Annotated in this window: 19 protein-coding genes and 1 pseudogene; 6 read left to right on the top strand and 14 right to left on the bottom strand. The window is 70.2% G+C overall.

Annotated features, from left to right (window positions below):
* The first annotated feature begins 3 nt into the window (after positions 1–3).
* Positions 4–1,240, top strand: a pseudogene (gene mgt / locus ACFW9O_RS33105) (macrolide-inactivating glycosyltransferase).
* A gap of 91 nt (positions 1,241–1,331) precedes the next feature.
* Here the strand turns inward: mgt and ACFW9O_RS33100 are convergent.
* On the bottom strand, positions 1,332–3,635 hold the full coding sequence (locus ACFW9O_RS33100; RefSeq protein ID WP_384614499.1) for an MMPL family transporter: 2,304 nt from the start codon (positions 3,633–3,635) through the stop codon (positions 1,332–1,334).
* A gap of 371 nt (positions 3,636–4,006) precedes the next feature.
* Here ACFW9O_RS33100 and ACFW9O_RS33095 point away from each other — a divergent pair, with 371 nt between their 5' ends.
* From ACFW9O_RS33095 to ACFW9O_RS33075, 5 genes are all read left to right on the top strand, one after another.
* Complete coding sequence (locus ACFW9O_RS33095) at positions 4,007–5,209, top strand: S8 family peptidase (RefSeq protein WP_384614497.1); 1,203 nt, start codon at positions 4,007–4,009, stop codon at positions 5,207–5,209.
* 80 nt (positions 5,210–5,289) lie between these two features.
* A complete protein-coding gene (locus ACFW9O_RS33090) occupies positions 5,290–5,838 on the top strand; it encodes a DUF1697 domain-containing protein (protein WP_384614495.1) in 549 nt (182 codons plus the stop codon).
* A complete protein-coding gene (locus ACFW9O_RS33085) occupies positions 5,831–6,214 on the top strand; it encodes a DUF4440 domain-containing protein (protein WP_384614493.1) in 384 nt (127 codons plus the stop codon). Before ACFW9O_RS33090 ends, ACFW9O_RS33085 begins: the two co-directional genes overlap by 8 nt.
* 538 nt (positions 6,215–6,752) lie before the next feature.
* Positions 6,753–7,670: a S1 family peptidase gene (locus tag ACFW9O_RS33080; protein WP_384614491.1), complete on the top strand. Its 918-nt coding sequence runs from the start codon at positions 6,753–6,755 to the stop codon at positions 7,668–7,670.
* Between the two features lie 186 nt (positions 7,671–7,856).
* Positions 7,857–8,489: a DsbA family protein gene (locus ACFW9O_RS33075; RefSeq protein ID WP_384614489.1), complete on the top strand. Its 633-nt coding sequence runs from the start codon at positions 7,857–7,859 to the stop codon at positions 8,487–8,489.
* Positions 8,490–8,499: 10 nt separating this feature from the next.
* Here ACFW9O_RS33075 and ACFW9O_RS33070 read toward each other — a convergent pair whose 3' ends face one another.
* The 13 genes from ACFW9O_RS33070 to ACFW9O_RS33010 all read right to left on the bottom strand — a co-directional run bounded on the left by ACFW9O_RS33070 (position 8,500) and on the right by ACFW9O_RS33010 (position 20,122).
* Positions 8,500–9,258, bottom strand: coding sequence for a sirohydrochlorin chelatase (locus tag ACFW9O_RS33070; RefSeq protein WP_384614487.1), 759 nt, complete (start codon positions 9,256–9,258; stop codon positions 8,500–8,502).
* A gap of 6 nt (positions 9,259–9,264) precedes the next feature.
* Positions 9,265–10,143: an ABC transporter permease gene (locus tag ACFW9O_RS33065; RefSeq protein WP_384614485.1), complete on the bottom strand. Its 879-nt coding sequence runs from the start codon at positions 10,141–10,143 to the stop codon at positions 9,265–9,267.
* Positions 10,130–10,921: an ABC transporter ATP-binding protein gene (locus ACFW9O_RS33060; protein WP_384614483.1), complete on the bottom strand. Its 792-nt coding sequence runs from the start codon at positions 10,919–10,921 to the stop codon at positions 10,130–10,132. Before ACFW9O_RS33060 ends, ACFW9O_RS33065 begins: the two co-directional genes overlap by 14 nt.
* A gap of 37 nt (positions 10,922–10,958) precedes the next feature.
* Positions 10,959–12,074, bottom strand: coding sequence for an aliphatic sulfonate ABC transporter substrate-binding protein (locus ACFW9O_RS33055; RefSeq protein ID WP_351173742.1), 1,116 nt, complete (start codon positions 12,072–12,074; stop codon positions 10,959–10,961).
* A 243-nt stretch (positions 12,075–12,317) separates the two neighbouring features.
* Positions 12,318–13,661 (bottom strand): GTP-binding protein, encoded by a 1,344-nt coding sequence (locus tag ACFW9O_RS33050; protein ID WP_351173745.1) that lies wholly within the window; start codon positions 13,659–13,661, stop codon positions 12,318–12,320.
* Positions 13,662–14,597, bottom strand: a complete 936-nt coding sequence (gene cysD, locus ACFW9O_RS33045; protein ID WP_351173748.1) for a sulfate adenylyltransferase subunit CysD — start codon at positions 14,595–14,597, stop codon at positions 13,662–13,664. It lies immediately after the preceding gene.
* A complete protein-coding gene (gene cysC / locus ACFW9O_RS33040; RefSeq protein WP_329206212.1) occupies positions 14,594–15,163 on the bottom strand; it encodes an adenylyl-sulfate kinase in 570 nt (189 codons plus the stop codon). Before cysC ends, cysD begins: the two co-directional genes overlap by 4 nt.
* Positions 15,163–15,879: a phosphoadenylyl-sulfate reductase gene (locus tag ACFW9O_RS33035; RefSeq protein WP_384614480.1), complete on the bottom strand. Its 717-nt coding sequence runs from the start codon at positions 15,877–15,879 to the stop codon at positions 15,163–15,165. Before ACFW9O_RS33035 ends, cysC begins: the two co-directional genes overlap by 1 nt.
* Entirely contained in the window at positions 15,876–16,055 is a 180-nt protein-coding gene (locus tag ACFW9O_RS33030; protein WP_329206208.1) for a hypothetical protein, read from the bottom strand. The genes ACFW9O_RS33035 and ACFW9O_RS33030 overlap by 4 nt, the downstream gene beginning before the upstream one ends.
* Complete coding sequence (locus tag ACFW9O_RS33025; RefSeq protein ID WP_351173758.1) at positions 16,052–17,749, bottom strand: nitrite/sulfite reductase; 1,698 nt, start codon at positions 17,747–17,749, stop codon at positions 16,052–16,054. The genes ACFW9O_RS33030 and ACFW9O_RS33025 overlap by 4 nt, the downstream gene beginning before the upstream one ends.
* Before the next feature lie 116 nt (positions 17,750–17,865).
* Positions 17,866–17,949 (bottom strand): putative leader peptide, encoded by an 84-nt coding sequence (locus tag ACFW9O_RS33020; protein ID WP_310591794.1) that lies wholly within the window; start codon positions 17,947–17,949, stop codon positions 17,866–17,868.
* A gap of 123 nt (positions 17,950–18,072) precedes the next feature.
* Positions 18,073–18,687 carry a GNAT family N-acetyltransferase gene (locus ACFW9O_RS33015; protein WP_384614477.1) on the bottom strand — a complete coding sequence of 205 codons (615 nt, stop codon included), beginning with the start codon at positions 18,685–18,687 and terminating at the stop codon, positions 18,073–18,075.
* Between the two features lie 139 nt (positions 18,688–18,826).
* A complete protein-coding gene (locus tag ACFW9O_RS33010; RefSeq protein WP_384614475.1) occupies positions 18,827–20,122 on the bottom strand; it encodes a GAF domain-containing protein in 1,296 nt (431 codons plus the stop codon).
* Positions 20,123–20,386: the final 264 nt, after the last annotated feature.

Raw genomic sequence — 20,386 nt, 5'->3', positions numbered from 1 at the left:
AGACTGGACGAGACGTATCGTCTCGCTTATGCTGACGGACATGACAACGACCCCGCGCGCCCATGTCGCCATGTTCTCCATCGCCGCCCACGGGCACGTGAACCCGAGCCTGGAAGTGATCCGGGAGCTCGTCGCCCGTGGGTACCGCGTCAGCTACGCCATCCCGGCCTCCTTCGCCGAGAAGGTCGCAGCCACCGGAGCCGATCCGGTGATCTACACCTCCGTGCTGCCCACCGAGGAGAACCCGGAGGACTGGGGCACGGAACTCATCGACAACATCGAGCCGTTCCTGGAGGACGCCGTGCAGGCTCTCCCCCAGCTCGCCGAGGCCTTCGCCGGCGACGAACCGGACCTGGTCCTGCACGACATCACCTCCTACCCGGCTCGGGTCCTCGCCCACCGCTGGGGCGTTCCCGCCGTCTCCCTCTGGCCCAACCTGGTCCCGTGGGAGGGGTACGAGAAGGAGATCGGCGAGCCGATGACGGCCGGGCTCAAGGAGACCGAGCGGGGCCGGGCCTACTACGCGCGCTTCGAGGGCTGGCTCGCGGAGAACGGCCTGGGGGACGTCTCCTCGGACGACTTCGTCGCCCGGCCGCGCCGTGCCGTCGTCCTGATCCCCGAGGCGCTCCAGCCCAACGCCGACCGGGTGGACCACGACGTGTACACCTTCGTCGGTGCCTGCCAGGGCGAGCGTGCCGACCAGGGCGGGTGGAAGCGCCCCGCAGACGCCGGGAAGGTCCTGCTGGTGTCGCTCGGGTCGTCGTTCACCAACGAGCCGGAGTTCTACCGCGAGTGCGTCAAGGCCTTCGGGGACCTGCCGGGCTGGCACGTCGTGCTCCAGATCGGTACGCATGTCGCCCCGTCCGCGCTCGGGGACGTACCGGCGAACATCGAAGTGCACTCCTGGGTGCCGCAGTTGTCCGTGCTCAGGCAGGCGGACGCCTTCGTCACCCATGCCGGCGCCGGCGGCAGCCAGGAAGGACTCGCCACCGGCACCCCGATGGTCGCCGTCCCGCAGGCCGTCGACCAGTACGGCAACGCGGACATGCTCCAGGCGCTCGGCGTGGCCAGGCACCTGCCCAAGGAGGAGGCCGACGCTGCGTCCCTGCGCGCCGGCGTGCTCGCCCTGGTGGACGACCCGGAGGTGGCCGAGAAGCTCGCCCGGGTGCGGGAACGGATGGCGGGGGAGGGCGGCACGAAGCGGGCAGCCGACCTCATCGAGGCCGAACTGCCCGCCTGATTCCGGACGCGGCCGGACCGTCCCGTGTCCGGACCGTCCCGCATCCGGACCGGACGCGGCCGCACCGTGACGCGGCTGCTTCCGCAGCCGGTCAGACCGTGACGCGGTCCGGCTCGTCGTCCCCGCGCACCGCGGGCGCGGCGGCCGGAGCGGCATCGGTCAGGCCCGACTCGTCATGGGTCAGGTCCGGCAGCCAGCGCAGCCACCTGGGCATGTACCAGTTGCGCTCGTCGAGCAGCGCCATGACCGCCGGGAGCAGCACCCCGCGGATGATCGTGGCATCGATCAGGACGGCGGCGGCGAGGCCGACGCCCATCTGCTTCATGGACTGCATGGACAGCGTGCCGAAGATGGCGAAGACCGCGACCATGATGACCGCCGCACTCGTCACCACGCCCGCCGTCGAGACCACTCCGTGGGCGATGGCGTCCCGGGTCGTGCGGCCCTGCATCCGGGCCTCACGGATCCGCGACACGACGAACACGTGGTAGTCCATCGAGAGTCCGAAGAGGATCACGAAGAGGAACAGCGGCAGCCAGGAGATGATCGCGCCGACCCCCTCGGCGCCGACCAGCGAGGCGCCCCAGCCGTGCTGGAAGACCGCGGTGAGGATGCCGTAGGCCGCGCCCACCGAGAGCAGGTTGAGCAGGATCGACGTCACTGCGATCGTCAGGGAGCGGAAGCAGAGCAGCATCAGGACGAAGGCGAAGACGATCACGAAGGCGAAGACCGGGACGACCGAGCCGACGATCTGGTCGTTGAAGTCCTTCGAGCCGGCGACCTGGCCGGTGATCGGTGCCTCCACCCCTTCGGCCTTGAGCAGCGTGTCCGGCCGTACGCGGTCGCGCAGCAGGTCCAGGCTCTTCTCCGCCTTCTCCTGGTCGGAACCCCCGACCAGCGGAACGGAGATGATCGCGATGTTCTCCGCGTCGTGCGTCACCATGTCGACGGGGCCCTTGGAGGCCCCCGAAGCGACGGCCTGACGGCGGAACTCGGCCAGCGCCTCACGCACCGGGGCCGCGCTGATGTCGTCCGCCTTCACCACGACCCGCGCCGGGTCGGCGCCGCCGGGGAACGCCTCGTTGAGCCGGTCGTACGTCTGCACGATCGGCAGGGAGTCGCCGAACTCCTGGTCCAGGGTGAGGTTCTGGGTGTTCATGCCCAGGGCGGGCAGGGCGATGGCGACCAGGGCGCCGGCCGCGAGGACCAAGGACGTCCACGGCCTGCGGAGCACGGAGGAGAGCACGGCACGCCACACCCGGCTCTCGCCCCCGCCGCTGCCGGAGCCCTTGCCGCGGGAGCGCTTGATCCGGTCGATGAACGGCAGGCGGCCCTTGTCGACACGCTCACCCAGCAGGGAGAGCAGCGCGGGCAGCACCGTCACCGAGCCGACCATCGCCACCGCGACGACCATCAGCGAGGCCAGACCCATCGCCTCGAACTCCGCGATCCCGGTGAACAGCATGCCCGCCATCGCGACGCACACCGTCACTCCGGAGACGATCACGGCACGCCCGCTGGTCGCCGCGGCGATCATCAGGGCCGTTCGGGCGTCGCGCCCCGCGGCCCGCTCCTCCCGTTCACGACGCAGGTAGAACAGGCAGTAGTCGACGCCGACGGCGAGGCCGACCAGGAGCATCACCGAGTCGGCGGTCTCACTCATCGGCTGGACATGGCTGACCAGGGCCATCAGCCCCATGGTCGCGACGATCGCCGTCATGGCCAGGGCCACCGGCAGCAGCGCGGCGACCAGCGCACCGAAAGCGATCAGGAGGATTCCCAGGGCGACCGGTACGGCGGAGAGTTCGGCCCGTTTGAAGTCCTCGCCGAACGCGTCGTCGAAGGTCTTGTTCATGCTGGCGTCGCCGATCTCCTCGATCACCAGCCCGCCGTGCTCCCCCTGGACCTTCTCGACGGCGGTGAGGACGGGCTCGATGCGCTCCGTCGCCGTCTCCCGGTCGCCGCTGATCTCGAACTGGACGAGTGCGGTCCGCCCGTCGTCGGAGATGGACTTCGAGTCGTAGGGTGAGGTCACCCCGGTGACCTCACCGGTGGCCTCGACCGCCTCGATCACCGAGTCCACCGCGGCCCGGACCTCCGGTGCCGTCGCCTTGACCGAGGCGTCCTCCGCCTGGATCAGCACCGTTTCGTCGACCGAGTTCTTGAGCCCCGCGTCCTCGGTGATCTGGATCGCCCGGCTCACCTCGCCGGACATCGCCTCACTGTCCTTGACGTCGACCCGGCCGGCGGCCGTGCCGAGTCCCATCGCCAGGACGACGAAGAGCACCCAGATGCCCACGGCCGCCCACCGGTGCCGTGCACTCCAGCCACCAGCTCGGGCGGCGATGCCGTGTACCCGCGGCGTTCCCTTGCGCGCCGAATCCGTTTTTCCCATGACCGGGACAGCCCCCTCGTGAGCGACGCCGGCGGGGTGCCACCGTCTCCACTTCGAAGCTATGGGCGGAATAAAGGCCGCTCCTCCTGCTCCCTGGTGAACCGGTGCGGGGCGTTTCTCCTCCTTGCGGTGTGGGTGGATCCCCGACGAGGAGGATGTAAGCCCCTTACATGTAAAGGCGGTTGGTCCCGGTTGCCTGACCCGGCCGGGAGGTGCTGTGTTTTTTATGTCGAAAGTCTGGTGAGTGCGTGACGGCTGCATGAAGGTCTTGATCTGGGCGCGTCAATCGAGCAGGGTTTCGAGGCAACCCCCGGAGATCTTCCGGCCGAGGGTCAATCCCCCCACAAAGAATGACGAGGAGCGCCCTCTTCATGGCAATTCACAAGCGCGCACGCCGAATCAAGCTGACCGCCGCGATAACCGCCGTGGCGGCCGCAGCCGGTGTCACCCTGATGAACACCTCGTTCGCCGGAGCCGCTCCGGCTCCCGCGCTGGGCACGGTCTACGGGGCCGACGCGGCCACCGCCGTCTCGGGCAGCTACATCGTGATGCTGGACCAGAAGGCCGACAAGGCCGAGCTCGCCGAGGAGTACGGCGGCAAGCTGAAGCGGAACTACACCTCCGCCATCAACGGCTTCTCGGCCAGCGGCCTTTCGGAGACCGAGGCCAAGAGGCTCGCGGCCGACCCGGCCGTCTCCAAGGTCGTCCAGAACAAGAAGTTCAGCATCAACGCCACGCAGGACAACCCGCCGTCCTGGGGTCTGGACCGGATCGACCAGGCCGAGACCGCGGGTGACGGCGCGTACACCTACCCGGACGCGGCGGGCGAGGGCGTCACGGCGTATGTCATCGACACCGGTGTCCGTGTCACGCACACCGACTTCGAGGGCCGTGCCACGTCGGGCTTCGACGCGGTGGACAACGACGACGACGCGAACGACGGCAACGGACACGGCACCCACGTGGCCGGCACGATCGCGGGCGCGGCCCACGGTGTCGCCAAGAAGGCGAAGATCGTGGCCGTGCGCGTCCTGGACGACGCGGGCTCCGGCACCACCGAGCAGGTCGTCGCGGGCATCGACTGGGTCACCGAGAACCACCAGGGCCCGTCCGTCGCCAACATGAGCCTCGGCGGCGGTGCGGACCCCGCACTCGACGCCGCGGTCCAGAAGGCGATCGCCTCCGGTGTCACCTTCGCGGTGGCGGCGGGCAACGAGTCGAGCGACGCCGGCGAGGGCTCCCCGTCCCGCGTCCCCGAGGCCATCACGGTCGCCTCGTCCACCGAGGCCGACGAACAGTCGTCGTTCTCCAACTACGGTTCCGTCGTGGACATCTACGCTCCCGGCTCGGAGATCACCTCGGCCTGGAACGACAGCGACGACGGCACCAACACCATCTCCGGTACGTCCATGGCGACCCCGCACGTCGTCGGGGCCGCCGCCGTCTACCTCGGCGGGCACCCGGACGCCACCCCGGAGGCGGTCGCCACGGCGCTCACCGACGGGGCCACCCCGGACGCGATCTCCAACGCGACCGAGGGCACGGCGAACAAGCTCCTGAAGATCGTCGAGTAACAGGTACGCAGGCCGCCGTGCCCCTCCCCCACGGGGCGCGGCGGCCTTCACCGGCAGGAAGACCGACCTAAGGTGGGGGCATGAGCACGAGGTACGCGGCGCTGCTGCGCGGGATCAATGTCGGCGGGCACCGGAAAGTTCCGATGGCGGAACTCCGCACGCTGCTCACGGAACTGGGGCACGGTGGCGTCGCCACCTACCTGCAGAGCGGGAACGCCGTCTTCAGCAGCGCGTCGGGTGACGAGAAGACCCTGGCTGCCGAGCTGGAGAAGGCCATCGAGGCGCGGTTCGGATTCACGGTGACCTGCCTGGTGCGCTCCGCGCCCTACCTGGCCGCTGTGGCCGACGCCTGCCCGTTCCCGGCCGCCGAGCTCGAGGGCAAGCAACTGCACGTCACCTATTTCGACGGGCCCGTCGACGCCGCCCGTTTCGCCCCGCTCGACGCGGCCGCGTTCCGCCCCGAGGAATTCCGGCTCGGTGAGCGCGAGCTCTATCTGTACGCCCCCGAAGGGCTGGGCCGCTCCAAGCTGGCCGAAGCCCTTGCGCGGCCCGCCCTCAACAAGGGCCTCATCGGCACCACTCGTAACTGGAACACGGTGGTCAAACTCGTGGAGATGACGCGTGACTGAGCCTTCGCCCGCCGTGGCCGCAGCCATCGAGGGCGAGCTCCGCCTCCTCGACCCGACGGTACGGGCCTCCGCGAATCTGCTGGCCACGCTGCTGCACCCCGGATTCCGGGAGATCGGCACCAGCGGCCGGCTGTGGGACCGGGACACGATCATCGCCGCACTCACCGCCGATGACGCGCCCACACCCGGCCCTCTGACCGCTTCGCGGATGCGGGGGGAGCAGCTCGCATCGGACCTGGTGCAGCTCACCTTCGACACGGAGTCCAAAGGGCTGCGTTCGCACCGGAGTTCACTGTGGAGGCTGACCGGAAACGGCTGGCAGCTCTACTTCCATCAGGCCACCCCGTTCATCGACGACCCCTTCGCCGAGGTCTGACCGCGCCGTGCCGCCGTGCAGCACAGGCCGGGGTGGGCCCGCAAGAGTGCCGCCCCGGTCTGATGTCTGCGCCAGAACCGGCCGATTCTCGCCGGTGGGGATGATTCCGGCCACCTGGATCGCCCGGGCAATTCGGCGGTAAGCCATCCGAACGGACGAGACCGAGCCGGGCCGCGCGCGGGCCCCGCGACTGTGCGCGCGCCGGCTCGGCGGCCCGCGGCGGCGTGTGTGATCGTGACGCCCGCCCCTGTGAGCCCCGGTGCGGCCCATGGTTCACGGTTTGCTGCAATTCGCTGCCGGTGTCCGTTCGGTGAGCGGACGCGGGCGTTCGGAGGCCACCTGGTCGCGTATCGGGGTTCACTGCCCGTTCTCCGGTGCCGAGTCCGGAAGGTGACCTTGCCACCGGACCAAGTGGAGTCAAGGATTCAGGGCGTGCGATTGGCAGGTCCACGACCAGAACCCACGGGTCCCGGACAGTCGCACGCTGTCGGCCCGCCCACCCAGCGGGCCGTGGATCCCCCCATCAATGGAGGATGTTGTGACCTTCAAGCGCTTCGCCCCCCTCGGCGCCATCTCCAGACACGCCCGGCTCATCGCCGTGACCTCAGGTCTGGTCACCGCCGTCGCGCTTGCCGCACCGACCGCGGTCGCCCAGGCGGCACCGGACACCACCGTGACGAAGGCCGAGCTCGCCGACGCCAGTTCCGCCGTGCGCGGTGCCGACGTCGCCGGTACGGCCTGGTACACCGACGCGAGCACCGGCAAGGTCGTCGTGACCGTCGACAGCACGGTGAGCGCATCCGAGATCGCCACGATCAAGAAGTCGGTCACCGGCTCCGGAGCGAAGATCGACCTCAAGCACACCCCGGGCACGTTCAACAAGCTCATCGCCGGTGGCCAGGCCATCTACGCCGGCGGCGGCCGCTGTTCCCTCGGCTTCAACGTACGCAGTGGCAGTACCTACTACGCGCTGACTGCCGGGCACTGCACCGAGATAGGCAGCACCTGGTACACCAACTCCGGCCAGACCGCCGTCCTCGGCTCACGGGCGGGCAGCAGCTTCCCCACCAATGACTACGGGCTGATCCGCCACTCCAACTCCGCCAACGCGGACGGCAGGGTCTACCTCTACAACGGCAGCTACCAGGACATCACCTCCGCCGGCAACCCCACGGTCGGCCAGGCGGTGAAGCGGAGCGGCTCCACCACCGGCGTGCACAGCGGTACCGTCACCGGTCTCAACGCCACGGTGAACTACGGCGGCGGCGACATCGTCTACGGCATGATCCAGACCAACGTCTGCGCCGAGCCCGGCGACAGCGGCGGCTCCCTCTTCGCGGGCACCAAGGCGCTGGGCCTCACCTCGGGCGGCAGTGGCAACTGCTCCTCGGGCGGCACCACCTTCTTCCAGCCCGTCACCGAGGCGCTGAGCGCCTACGGCGTCAGCGTCTTCTAGGGCGGACCCACGGGCGTCACGCACGACCGACCCGGCTCACCCCGACGGGCCGCGCCTCCCGGCGCGGCCCGTTGCCGTGTCCGCCCTCCGGCCACCGCCCGAACGACGGATCACCGCACAGTGGCCCATCCCGTCGACGGCCGATTGGCCCAGGGAGGCGGGCCACCGGCTCCTTAGGCTCGTTCCATGAGCACACACGCAGACGCCGCGACGGGCGGAACGGTCGTCGACTTCTACTTCGACCCCGCCTGCCCCTTCGCCTGGATCGCCTCACGCTGGATGCTGGAGGTCGAGCGGGAACGCGACATCGAACTCCGCTTCCATGTGATGAGCCTCTACCTGCACAACGCCGGCAACGAACTCCCCGGCTGGTACCGGGAGCTCGTCGACAGGTCGATCGGGCCGGTCCGGGTCGCGGTCGCCGCGGCGGCGGACCACGGGGACGAAGTCCTGCGCGACCTCTACACCGCGCTCGGCACCCGCATCCACCAGCAGAAGAACGAGGACTTCGACGCGGTGACCGCCGAGTCGCTGGCCGAGCTGGGCCTGCCCGCCGCGCTCGCGTCCGCCGCGCACTCCCCGGCACACGACGAGGCCGTGCGCCGCAGCCACGACCGCGGAAAGGACCCGGCCGCGGACTCCTACGTCGGGACGCCCACGATCCATGTCGACGGCACGGTGTGGTTCGGTCCGGTCCTCAACTCGATCCCGCGCGGCGAGGAGGCGGCGCGGCTCTTCGACAGCTTCCGCGTCCTGGCCGGCCACTCGGACTTCTTCGAGCTCAAGCGCACCCGCACCGGAAGCCTCGACTGCGGCTGAGCCCTCCCGGCTACGCGCTGAGGGACGTGATCCGCGCCGCCGGGACGGACGCCTCGTCGTACCGGTCCAGCAGCAGCCGGGCGAGGGCCGGCGAGGGGCCCAGCACGCCGGAGAGCACATCGGCCCCGGCTTCCTCGGCGCCCGCGGCGATCCGGTCCGGGAGCCGGCCGGGTGCGATGACGTACGGGGCCACCGCCACCCGCCGCACCCCGTCGGCCCGCAGGGCCCGCACCACGTCGGCGGTGCGGGGAAGAGATGCGGAGGCGAACGCAGGCCGCACGGCGCACCAACCGGTGTGCCGCAGCTCCCGCGCGATTTCAGCGATCACTGCGATCGCCTCCGGGTCTGTGGAGCCCGCCGAGGCAAGGACGAGCCCGGTCGAGGGCTTGTCGGCGGGGGAGACCCCGGCCTCGTGCAGGCGCTGCTCCAGCGCCGCGTTCAGCAGCGGGGACGGGCCGAGCACCTCGGCCTGACGGATGCGCAGACGCGGCAGCCGTGTCCGGGCCTCGTGCAGCACCGACGGGATGTCGGACTTGGCGTGGAAGGCCCGCGTCAGCAGCAGGGGAAGGGCGACGACCTCGCCCGCCCCCTCCGCGGCCAGGCGTTCCAGCACCCTGGGCACGGACGGGGCGTTGAACTCCAGGAAGCCCGTCTCCACGCGCAGCCCCGGCCGCAGCGACCGCACCCGCGCGGTGAGCGCGTGCACGGTCGCCGCGTGCCGCGGATCGCGGCTGCCGTGGGCGATGACGAGAAGGACCGGGGCAGACATGGAGACTCAGCTCTTGACGAGGAGACCGCGGCTGCGCAGCACCCGCCGCTCCAGCGGACTGAAGATCAGCAGGTCGATGGCGATGCCGACGAACAGGATGAGGATGATCGCCAGGAAGATCCCCGGCATGTCGAAGTTGTTGCGGCCGTTCTCCAGCAACTGGCCGAGTCCCAGACCGAGATCGGGCGAGGACGCGATGATCTCGGCGGCCATCAGCGAACGCCAGGAGAACGCCCAGCCCTGCTTGAGACCCGCCAGGTAGCCCGGCAGAGCGGCCGGCAGGACGATGTGCCAGGTCCCGCGCAGTCCGGTCGCACCGATCGTGCGGCCCGCGCGCAGGAACAGCGGCGGCACCTGGTCGACGCCCGAGACCAGCCCGTTGGCGACGGACGGGACGGCACCGAGCAGGATCACCGCGTACATCATCGAGTCGTTGAGCCCGAGCCAGATCACTGCCGGTGCCACCCAGGCCACCGACGGCAGGGACTGCAGTCCGGACAGGATCGGTCCGATAGCCGCCCGGACCAGCTTCACCCTGGCCACCAGCAGACCCAGCGGGGTGCCGATGGCGACGGCCATCAGGAAGCCGAGCAGACCGCGCGACACGCTGGTCCAGACGACCTCGAGCAGTGTTCCCTGCGCCCACATGTCGGTGACGCTGTTCCACACCGCGGAGGGCGGCGGCAGCTTGTAGTCCTCGGTGACCTTCGCCCAGACCAGCAGCTGCCAGACCAGGACGACGAGAACCACCGCCACCGCCGGCGGCAGGACCTTGTTGAGCAGGACCTCACGGGCCGGTGTCCGCCGCACCTGGACGGCGTCCAGCGCGTCCAGCCCGGCTTCCAGCCCGGCCAGATCGTCGGACTTCGTGTCAGTGCTGGCCATGACGGCGGATCTCCCCACGCAGTTGTTCGGTGATCTCGACGGACAGCTCCGCCACGGCGGTGTCCTCGATGCGGCGCGGCTGCTCGATGTCGACCGTCCACTCACGGGCGATCCGGCCGGGCCGCGACGACAGCAGGATGACGCGCTGCGCGAGCCGTACCGCCTCGCGCACGTTGTGGGTGACGAAGAGGACCGAGGCGTTCGTCTCGCGCCAGATCCGGGTCAGCTCGTCGTGCAGCACATCGCGGGTGATGGCGTCGAGCGCCGCGAACGGCTCGTCCATCAGAAGCAGTTGACTGTCCTGGGCGAGGGCCCGGGCCAGGGCCACACGCTGGCGCATGCCGCCCGAGAGTTCGTGCACCCGCTTCCCGTACGCCCCGCCGAGCCGTACGAGTTCGAGGAGCCGCTCCGCCTCAGCGCGGCGGTCCGCCTTGGGGATGCCGCGCAGCCGCAGTGCCAGTTCGATGTTCTTTCCCGCGGTCAGCCACGGGAAGAGGGCGTGCTCCTGGAACATCAGGGCCGGCCGCCCGCCGGGGGTCTCGATGGACCCCGCGGTCGGGCGGTCGAGTCCCGCTACCAGGTTGAGCAGCGTCGACTTGCCGCACCCGGAGGCTCCCAGGAGGGTGACGAACTCGCCCGGAGCGACATCGAGCGTGATGTCGTCCAGGACGAGCTGCTGCCCCGTCGGTCCGGCGAAGGACTTGGAGACGTGCGTGATACGAGCGGCGTGCTCGACCGCTGCACGGTCCTCGGCCTTGGTGAGGGTGGTGGTCGCCATGGTCGTCACCTCCTGGGTAATCCGGGTACGGGTCGGGTTACTTGACGCCGAGACCGGCGTCGGAGATCTCGGGCTGGCCCGCGGCCTTGAGGATCTTGTTCAGCGGCTTCAGGTCGTAGATGCCGTTGAGGTCGGGCTTCTCCAGGAGACCGGCCTCGACCGCGTGGTCCGCCTGCGCCTGGAGCGTCGCGGCCAGCGGGTCGTCGGTGATCTGGATGGACTCCCACGCCGGGTCGAGGACCTCGGCCGGCAGCTCCTTGCCGCTGAGCTCCTTGAGCGCGGCGTTGGCCGAGGCCTTCGCCTTGTCCGGGTTGGCGGTGATCCACTTGTTGGTGTTCACCGTGCCGCGCAGTACCGCCTCGACGACATCGGGGTGCTCGGAGAGGAACTTCTGCGACACGATGATGTTCGTGATCACGAACTTGTTGTCGGGCCACAGCGTCGACTCGTCGAGCAGGACCTTCCCGCCCTCGGCGACCAGCTTGGACGCGGTCGGCTCAGGGACCCAGGCGCCGTCCAAGGAGCCCGACTTGTAGGCGTCCGGGGTCACCTTGTTGTCCGAGCGGACCACGGAGACGTCGCCCTTGCCGCTCTGGGCGTCGACCTTCCAGCCCTTCTCGGAGATCCAGTTGAGGAACGCGACGTCCTGGGTGTTGCCGAGCTGCGGGGTGGCGATCTTCTTGCCCTTGAGATCGTCCAGCGTCTTGATCTTCTTCGGGTTGACGACCAGCTTCACCCCGCCGGACGCCGAACCGCTGATGATGCGCAGGTTCTTGCCCTGGGACTTGGCGAAGCCGTTGATCGAGGGGGAGGGGCCGATGAAGCCGATGTCGATCGAACCCGCGTTGAGCGCCTCGATCTCGGAGGGCCCGGCGTTGAACGTCGAGGGCTTGACCGTGGTGCCGCCCAGCTCCTTGGCGATCAGGCCTTCCTGGATACCGACCAGCGCGGTGGCGTGCGTGAGGTTCGGGAAGTAGCCGATCTTCACGGTGTCCGCGGAGAGCTTCTTTCCGTCGGCGGAGACGTTCGACTTCTTGGCGTCGTCGTCCTTCGCCTCGGAGCCGTAGCCGCAGGCGGTGAGCGCCACGGCGAGCAGCGGCAGAGCGGCGGCAGCGGCGAGGCTGCGGCGGAGAGTGGTACGGGGGGCAGACACGGGAGGCATTCCTCTCGTCGGCCCGGCACTCACGTCCCCCGGAAGTCCGGGGACGCGGCCGGGAGGTCGGCAGGTCTTCGTCTGAACGGGTGGTGCGGGCGGAGCAGTTGGTGCGAGCGGGCGCGCAGGCAGTGCGCGTACGTCATCACGCACATCGCCCGACCCCGCCCTGGCCGCTGCCGAGGGCGCCGCTGCCGACCCGGCCGCCCTCCTTCGCGAAGGTCGAGAAGAAATCGCTGATCATCAGAAGTCCCACTCCGCATCCTCGGCGGCGGCGTCCGCGTCCGCGGCCGCGTCCGTGGCGGCGGTGAACGAGGCGCCCGCCATGCCGGCCGTCAGCGTCGTGCCGTCCGCGGGGTCGATCAGAAGGAACGAGCCGGTGCGCCGGGAGTCCGCATAGGCGTCGAGCGCGAGCGGCTCGGCCGTACGGACGACGACCCGGCCGATGTCGTTGGCCACCAGCTGCCCGGGAGCCGGGTGCTGGGAGAGGTCGTCCAGGGTGAGCCGCGACGGGATGTCCTTGACGATCGCCTTGACCGTGCGGGTGGTGTGCTTGAGCAGCACCCGCTGACCCACGGTGAGCGGCCGGTCGGCCACGTGGCAGACGGTCGCCTCGACGTCCTGAGTGACGGCGGGAGCGTCGTCGGCGGGGGCGAGCAGGTCCCCGCGCGAGACGTCGATGTCGTCGGCCAGACGGATCGTCACCGACTGCGGTGCCCAGGCGATGTCGACGCTCTCGCCGAGCGCGTCGATCCCCTCGATCGTCGTGGTGCGCCCGGACGGCAGCACGGAGACGGTCTCACCGACCCGGAAGACACCGGCGGCGATCTGACCGGCGTACCCCCGGTAGTCGGGGTGCTCGGCGGTCTGCGGGCGGATCACGTACTGCACCGGGAAGCGCGCGTGGCAGGCCGTCAGGTCGTGGCTGACCGGCACGGTCTCCAGGTGCTCCAGGACCGTCGGGCCGCCGTACCAGTCCATGTGGGCGGACGGTTCCACGACGTTGTCGCCGGCCAGTGCGGAGATCGGGATCGCGGTGATCTCGGGGACACCGAGAGAGGCCGCGTACGCGGTGAACTCCTCGGCTATGGCGGCGAACACGGGCTCCGCGTAATCGACCAGGTCCATCTTGTTCACGGCGAGCACGACGTGCGGGACACGGAGCAGCGCCGCGACGGCGGCGTGCCGGCGGGTCTGCTCGACGACGCCGTTGCGGGCGTCGACCAGGACGACGGCCAGCTCGGCCGTGGAGGCGCCCGTGACCATGTTGCGGGTGTACTGCACGTGCCCCGGGGTGTCGGCGAGGATGAACCGGCGCCGGGTGGTGGCGAAGTAGCGGTACGCGACGTCGATGGTGATGCCCTGCTCGCGCTCGGCCCGCAGACCGTCGGTCAGCAGCGCCAGGTCGGGCGCATCCTGGCCGCGGTTGGTCGAGGCCAGCGCGACGGCCTCCAGCTGGTCGGTGAGGACCGACTTGGAGTCGTGCAGGAGCCGTCCCACCAGGGTGGACTTGCCGTCGTCGACGGACCCCGCGGTGGCGAACCGCAGCAGGGTGGTGGCCGACAACTGCTCAGTAGTGGTGGTCATTTAGAAGTACCCCTCGCGCTTGCGGTCTTCCATCGCGGCCTCGGACATCTTGTCGTCGGCGCGGGTCGCGCCCCGCTCGGTGAGCCGGGAGGCGGCGATCTCGGTGATCACGGCGTCGAGCGTGGTGGCGTCGGAGTCGACGGCACCGGTGCAGGACATGTCGCCGACCGTGCGGTAACGGACCTGACGGGTCTCGACCGTCTCGTGGGCCTTGGGGCCGCCCCAGTCGCCTGCGGTCAGCCACATACCGGAGCGGTTGAAGACCTCGCGGTCGTGGGCGAAGTAGATCTCCGGGAGCTCGATCCCCTCGCGCTCGATGTACTGCCAGACGTCGAGCTCGGTCCAGTTGGAGATCGGGAACACCCGGACGTGCTCACCGGCGGCGTGCCGGCCGTTGTACAGCTGCCACAGCTCGGGGCGCTGGCGGCGCGGGTCCCACTGGGAGAACTCGTCGCGCAGCGAGAAGACCCGCTCCTTGGCCCGGGCCTTCTCCTCGTCGCGCCGGCCGCCGCCGAACACGGCGTCGAACCGGTGCTGCTGGATGGCCTCGGTCAGCGGGACGGTCTGCAGCGGGTTGCGGGTGCCGTCGGGACGCTCGCGGAGCTTGCCCGCGTCGATGTACTCCTGGACGGAGGCGACGTGCAGGCGCAGCCCGTGCTTCTCGACGGTGCGGTCACGGTATTCGAGGACCTCGGGGAAGTTGTGCCCGGTGTCGACGTGCAGCAGCGTGAAGGGGACCGGGGCCGGGGCGAACGCCTTGAGGGCCAGGTGCAGCATGAGGATCGAGTCCTTGCCGCCGGAGAAGAGGATCACCGGCCGCTCGAACTCTCCCGCCACCTCGCGGAAGATGTGCACCGCCTCGGACTCCAGGGAGTCGAGGTGGCTGAGCGCGTACGGGTTGACGGTGCCTTCCGGCACGGTGGCGACAGTGCTCACGCCAGGCCCCTCTCGGTGAGCAGCGCACGAAGCGCCGCTGCGGACTCCTGCACGGTCTGCTGGTGCGACTCGATCCGCAGATCCGGCGACTCGGGTGCCTCGTAGGGGTCGTCGACCCCGGTGAGGCCACTGATCTCGCCCGCCGCCTGCTTGGCGTACAGCCCCTTCACATCGCGTACGGAGCACACCTCGACCGGCGTCGCCACGTGCACCTCCAGATAGGCGGTGCCCTCGGCGCCGTGGCGCTTGCGCACCGCGTCGCGGCTGTCGGCGTACGGGGCGATGACCGGCACGAGCACCTTCACGCCGTTGGCCGCCAGCAGTTCGGCGACGAAGCCGATCCGCTGGACGTTGGTGTGCCGGTCCTCGCGGGAGAAGCCGAGGCCCGCGGAGAGGAACTCCCGGATCTCGTCGCCGTCCAGGACCTCGACCCGGTGGCCGTCACTGCGCAGCCGGCCCGCCAGCTCGTACGCGATGGTGGTCTTGCCCGCGCTCGGCAGACCGGTGAGCCAGACGGTGGCTCCCGTCTCCGTCACGCTCATCGAAATCTCCTGATCAGTCGTCATCAGCCGTGCAGCCCGCATTCGGTCTTTCCGCGTCCGGCCCAGCGGCCGGCCCGTGCGTCCTCGCCCTCCAGCACCCGCCGGGTGCAGGGCGCGCAGCCGACGGAGGCGTAACCGTCCAGCAGCAGCGGGTTGGTCAGTACGCCGTGCTCGGCGACGTACGCGTCCACGTCGTCCTGGGTCCAGCGGGCGATCGGCGAGACCTTGACCTTGCGGCGCTTCTCGTCCCAGCCGACGACCGGGGTGTTCGCCCGGGTGGGGGACTCGTCGCGGCGCAGGCCGGTCGCCCAGGCCCCGTACGCGGTCAGGCCGTCCTCCAACGGCTTGACCTTGCGCAGCGCGCAGCACAGGTCGGGGTCGCGGTCGTGCAGCTTCGGTCCGTGCTCGGCGTCCTGCTCGGCCACCGACCGGCGCGGGGTGAGCGTGATGACGTTGACGTCCATCACCGCGTCCACCGCGTCCCGGGTGCCGATCGTCTCCTCGAAGTGGTAGCCGGTGTCCAGGAACACCACGTCCACGCCGGGAGCGACACGGGAGGCGAGGTGCGCGACGACCGCGTCCTCCATGGAGGAGGTGACGCAGAACCGCTTGCCGAAGGTGTCGGTGGCCCACTTCAGGATGTCGAGCGCGGAGGCGTCCTCCAGCTCGCGCCCCGCACGTACCGCCAGCTCCTTCAGGGCCTCGTCGGTGAGCTCGCCGGCTTGCAGCGTGTCCGTCATGTCCCGTCCCCTTCCACGTCGTTGCGCTGGAGTCCGTGGGCCAGCAGGCCCAGGAACTTCAGCTGGAACGCGCGATTGCAGGAAGCACATTCCCAGGCGCCGTGCCCCGCCTCGTGCGGGCGCAGGTCCTCGTCGCCGCAGTACGGGCAGTAGAAGGGCGCAGCTCGTTCGCTCATGACAGCGACTCCGCACTGGCCCGCGCGGCCCAGGTCGCGAAGCGCTCGTCGTCCTCGCGCTCCTCCTGGAACCTGCCGAGGACCCGCTCGACGTAGTCGGGCAGTTCGGCCGAGGTGACCTTCAGGCCGCGGACCTTGCGGCCGAAACCGGCCTCCAGACCGAGCGCGCCGCCGAGGTGCACCTGGTAGCCCTCGACCTGGTTGCCGTCGGCGTCGAGCATGAGCTGGCCCTTGAGACCGATGTCCGCGGTCTGGATGCGGGCGCAGGCGTTGGGGCAGCCGTTGATGTTGATGGTGAGCGGCTCCTCGAAGTCCGGCAGGCGGCGCTCCAGTTCGTCGATGAGCGCGGCGCCGCGCGCCTTCGTCTCGACGATCGCCAGCTTGCAGAACTCGATGCCGGTGCAGGCCATCGTGCCGCGCCGGAAGCTGGAGGGCTTCACCTGGAAGTCCAGTGCCTCCAGTCCGGCGGAGAGGGACTCGACCTGGTCCCGCTCCACATCGAGGATGATCATCTTCTGCTCGACGGTGGTGCGCACCCGGCCCGAGCCGTGCGCCTCGGCCAGCTCCGCGATCTTGGCCAGGGTGGAACCGTCCACCCGGCCGACGCGCGGGGCGAAGCCCACGTAGAAACGGCCGTCCTGCTGCTCGTGGACACCGATGTGGTCGCGCCAGCGGGAAGAGGGTTCGGCGGGCGCGGGGCCGTCCAGCAGCGGACGCTTCAGGTACTCGTCCTCCAGCACCTGACGGAACTTCGCGGGGCCCCAGTCGGCCATCAGGAACTTGAGGCGGGCGCGCGTGCGGAGACGGCGGTAGCCGTAGTCGCGGAAGATGCCGACCACACCGGCCCAGACGTCGGGAACCTCGTCCAACGGCACCCAGGTGCCCAGGCGTTCGGCCAGCCGCGGGTTGGTGGACAGGCCGCCGCCGACCCAGACGTCGAAGCCCGGACCGTGTTCGGGGTGGTCGACACCGACGAAGGCGATGTCGTTGATCTCGTGCACCACGTCCTGGACGGGCGAGCCGGAGATCGCGGTCTTGAACTTGCGCGGCAGGTTGGAGAACTCCGGGCTGCCGATGTACCGGTCGTGGATCTCGTCCACCGCGGGCGTGCCGTCGATGATCTCGTCCGCGGCGATGCCCGCGACGGGCGAGCCGATGATCACGCGGGGGCAGTCACCGCAGGCCTCGGTCGTGGAGAGCCCGACGGCCTCCAGCTTCTCCCAGATCGCCGGGACGTCCTCGATACGGATCCAGTGCATCTGGACGTTCTGCCGGTCGGTGATGTCGGCCGTCCCGCGCGCGTACTGCTCGGAGATCTCACCGATCACCCGCAGCTGCGCGGTCGTCAGCCGTCCGCCGTCGATGCGCACCCGCAGCATGAAGTACGAGTCCTCGAGCTCCTCGGGCTCGAGCACCGCGGTCTTGCCGCCGTCGATGCCTGCCCGGCGCTGGGTGTAGAGACCCCACCAGCGCATCCGGCCGCGAAGATCGTTCGGGTCGATCGAGTCGAAGCCGCGCTTGGAGTAGATCGTCTCAATGCGTGTCCGCACGTTGAGACTGTCGTCGTCCTTCTTGAACTGCTCGTTCCCGTTGAGCGGGGTGTAGTGACCCATGGCCCACTGACCTTCACCACGGTGACGTCCGGCCTTGCGGCGGGGCGTGGCGGTAGCAGGCTGTTCGGGGGTGGCGGCCATGGCAAATACGTCCTTCGGGACTGCAGGAGGGCGGCTCTGAACTGCACACTCGCGTGAAGCGCGGCGGTGCGCAGGGATGAAGCGTGATCAGGAGGTCGCGGCGGTGCTGGAGACTCTCAGCGGGCCGGACAGATGGCGCTGGACATGCGGCCGAGGTCGACGTGCCGCCGACTCACCAAGGCAATTCCAGTTCCAGACATGAAGGAAGCGTGTCACGCGGATCTCGGGACAGTCCACCACGATCCAGTATGTGGACGAGATGGTCCCGGAATGTGAGACGCTGTGGCTTCCGTCACTTCCGGGGCATCGACAAAGCGACTTTTTCAGGCTGCGGAGTCGTCGTACGCACCGGGCCAGGGGCCGGGGTTCGCGGCATCGGGCTCCCGCTCGGTCCGGGTGTCGAACAGCCGGAAACCGCGGCGCAGGTAGTTGTCCATGGCGTGCGGGCCGTCGTTGGAGCAGGTGTGCACCCACACCCGCTCGGTGGGCATCCGGCCGGTGTGGCGCTCGGCCAGGTCCCAGGCGCGCGCGACTCCGTACGACAGGAGGTGGCCACCGATGCGGCGCCCCCGGAAGGCCGGGATCAGCCCGAAGTAGCCGATCTCGACCACACCGCCCTCCTGCGCGTCGAGCTCGATGAAACCGGCGGGGGTCCCGTTCTCGTACGCCACCCAGGTCTCCGCGCCCGGCCGGTCCAGGACCTCCTGCCACTGCGCGTACGTCAGCCCCAGCCGGTCGGTCCACCGGATGTCCCCGCCCACCGCCGTGTAGAGGAAGCGGCTGAACTCCGGCAGCGCCGTCTGCGACCGGACGATCCGCACATCGCCCGTGGGAGCGGCCGCGGGGCGCAGATCCTCGGGCGAGGTCTGCTCCAGGGACCAGATGGTCACCTCGGAGGTGGGAGCGGCAGGGGCGGCGGGAAGGGTGGGGTTGCTCATGGCCGCCAGAAAACCACGCCGCCCGCGCCGCGCCAAACCCGGTCCACGCAGGAGCCGCCCCGCACCGGACCTGCGGCTCGCCGTCCGGCCGTCCCCGTCGCGCCGGTCCCGGGATACGCCCGCCGCTCTCCGGCAGGTCTCAGGCCGTACCCGCGGACGTACGCGTCCTGACCACCACCGGAGCCGTCGAACGGGGCAGCAGGTCCGCCGGCAGGTCGGGATGGATCACCTCCACCTCCACCCCCTCGCCGAAGCGGTACGGGCGATGGGCGAGCACCTCCGCCAGATGGCGCCGTACACGGGAGATCTCGGCCCGGACCGTCACCGTCCGGGTCGGGTCGCCGAAGATGTCCTGGGCCAGCTCCGCCGCGGTGCGCCCCTCCCGGTGCAGGGCGAGGGCGTACAGCAGCTCCGCGTGGCGGGGGGAGAGACGCTGGGTCCAGGTGCCCACGGGGCCCGCCACATGCACCGCGAGCCCACGTTCCCGGCTCAGGTCGAGCACCACACGGCGCGGTGGTCCGTCGGCCCGGCCGTCCGCCACCTGCACGAGCCAGCCCCCCGGCAGCGGCTCCACGAGACACATCCCGAGCGACGCCAGCCACACCCGGCCCGGCTGCAGCGACTTCGGCAGCGGCAGCCGGTCCACCGGCGGCATCCCGATGACGGCGGCCAGCCACCCGTGGGTGTCCACCACCAGTGCACGGCCGCCCAGTCGGCACAGGATGGGCGCCGCCACCGACCGCAGCCGCTCGATCGCCACGAGGTGCCGCGTCCGCAGTTCGCTCTCCGCGAGCGAGGCCACCGAGCCGACCAGGGCCAGCGTCGTCGGATGGAAGGTGGACGCCGGTCCGCTGATGTCGACGATGCCCATCAGCCGGCCGTCGCGCGGATCGCGCACCGGGGCCGCCGCACACGTCCAGTTGTGCAGGGCGCGGATGAAGTGCTCTGCCGAGTGGACCTGCACCGGGGTACGGGTGGCGAGCGCCGTGCCGATCGCGTTCGTCCCGGTCGTCGACTCCGACCAGGCGGCGCCCTCCTCCAGGCAGATGTCCTTCGCGAGGCGCATCACCGCCGTGTGGCCCTGGCGCCACAGCACCCGGCCCTCGTTGTCCGTGACGACCAGGATCTGCTGGGCCGCGTCGGCGATCGCGGCCAGCCCGTCCCGCAGCAGCGGCATGACATCGCCGAGCACCGTGCTCCGGCGCCGGTGCTCGATCTCGTCCGCCTCCAGCAGCTCGCTCTCCGGCGACTGTTCGGGGTCGATGCCGCTGCGCAGCACCCGGTCCCAGGACGCGTCGATCTCCGCGCGTGGGGCCGCCACCCCGCGCGCGCCCGCCAGCCGGGCCTCCCTGGCCCGGTGCACCAGGCGGGTGGCGGTCACCACCGCCTGCGGGTCTGCTGCCGGTCGCGTTGCCACGGCAGGGCTTGGCTCCATGACGGGTTCCCCCAAACAAGGCGTGGACCCGGTCCGGACGGGAAAGCACGGGGTCCAGAAGGCCATCCTGCCGTGCCCGGGCACGCGGTGCCGCGCACTCCGCACAATGGTTGCAACCCTTTGCAACTCTGGTGACAGGCCGCAGATCGTATGAGAGTGGCTGAACACCGGACGGGGAGTCCTCGGCTCCACCGTCCGGTGGTCCACAAAGGTGGAGGGTGGTGCCGTGTCGGCGCAGCACCACCTTCCATCGTTGGCCGTACG

Source organism: Streptomyces sp. NPDC059499, assembly GCF_042749285.1.
In the GTDB taxonomy this organism is placed as follows: domain Bacteria; phylum Actinomycetota; class Actinomycetes; order Streptomycetales; family Streptomycetaceae; genus Streptomyces.
The sequence above is the reverse complement of the archived record's forward strand: the minus strand, read 5'-3'. Positions and strand labels throughout refer to the sequence as shown.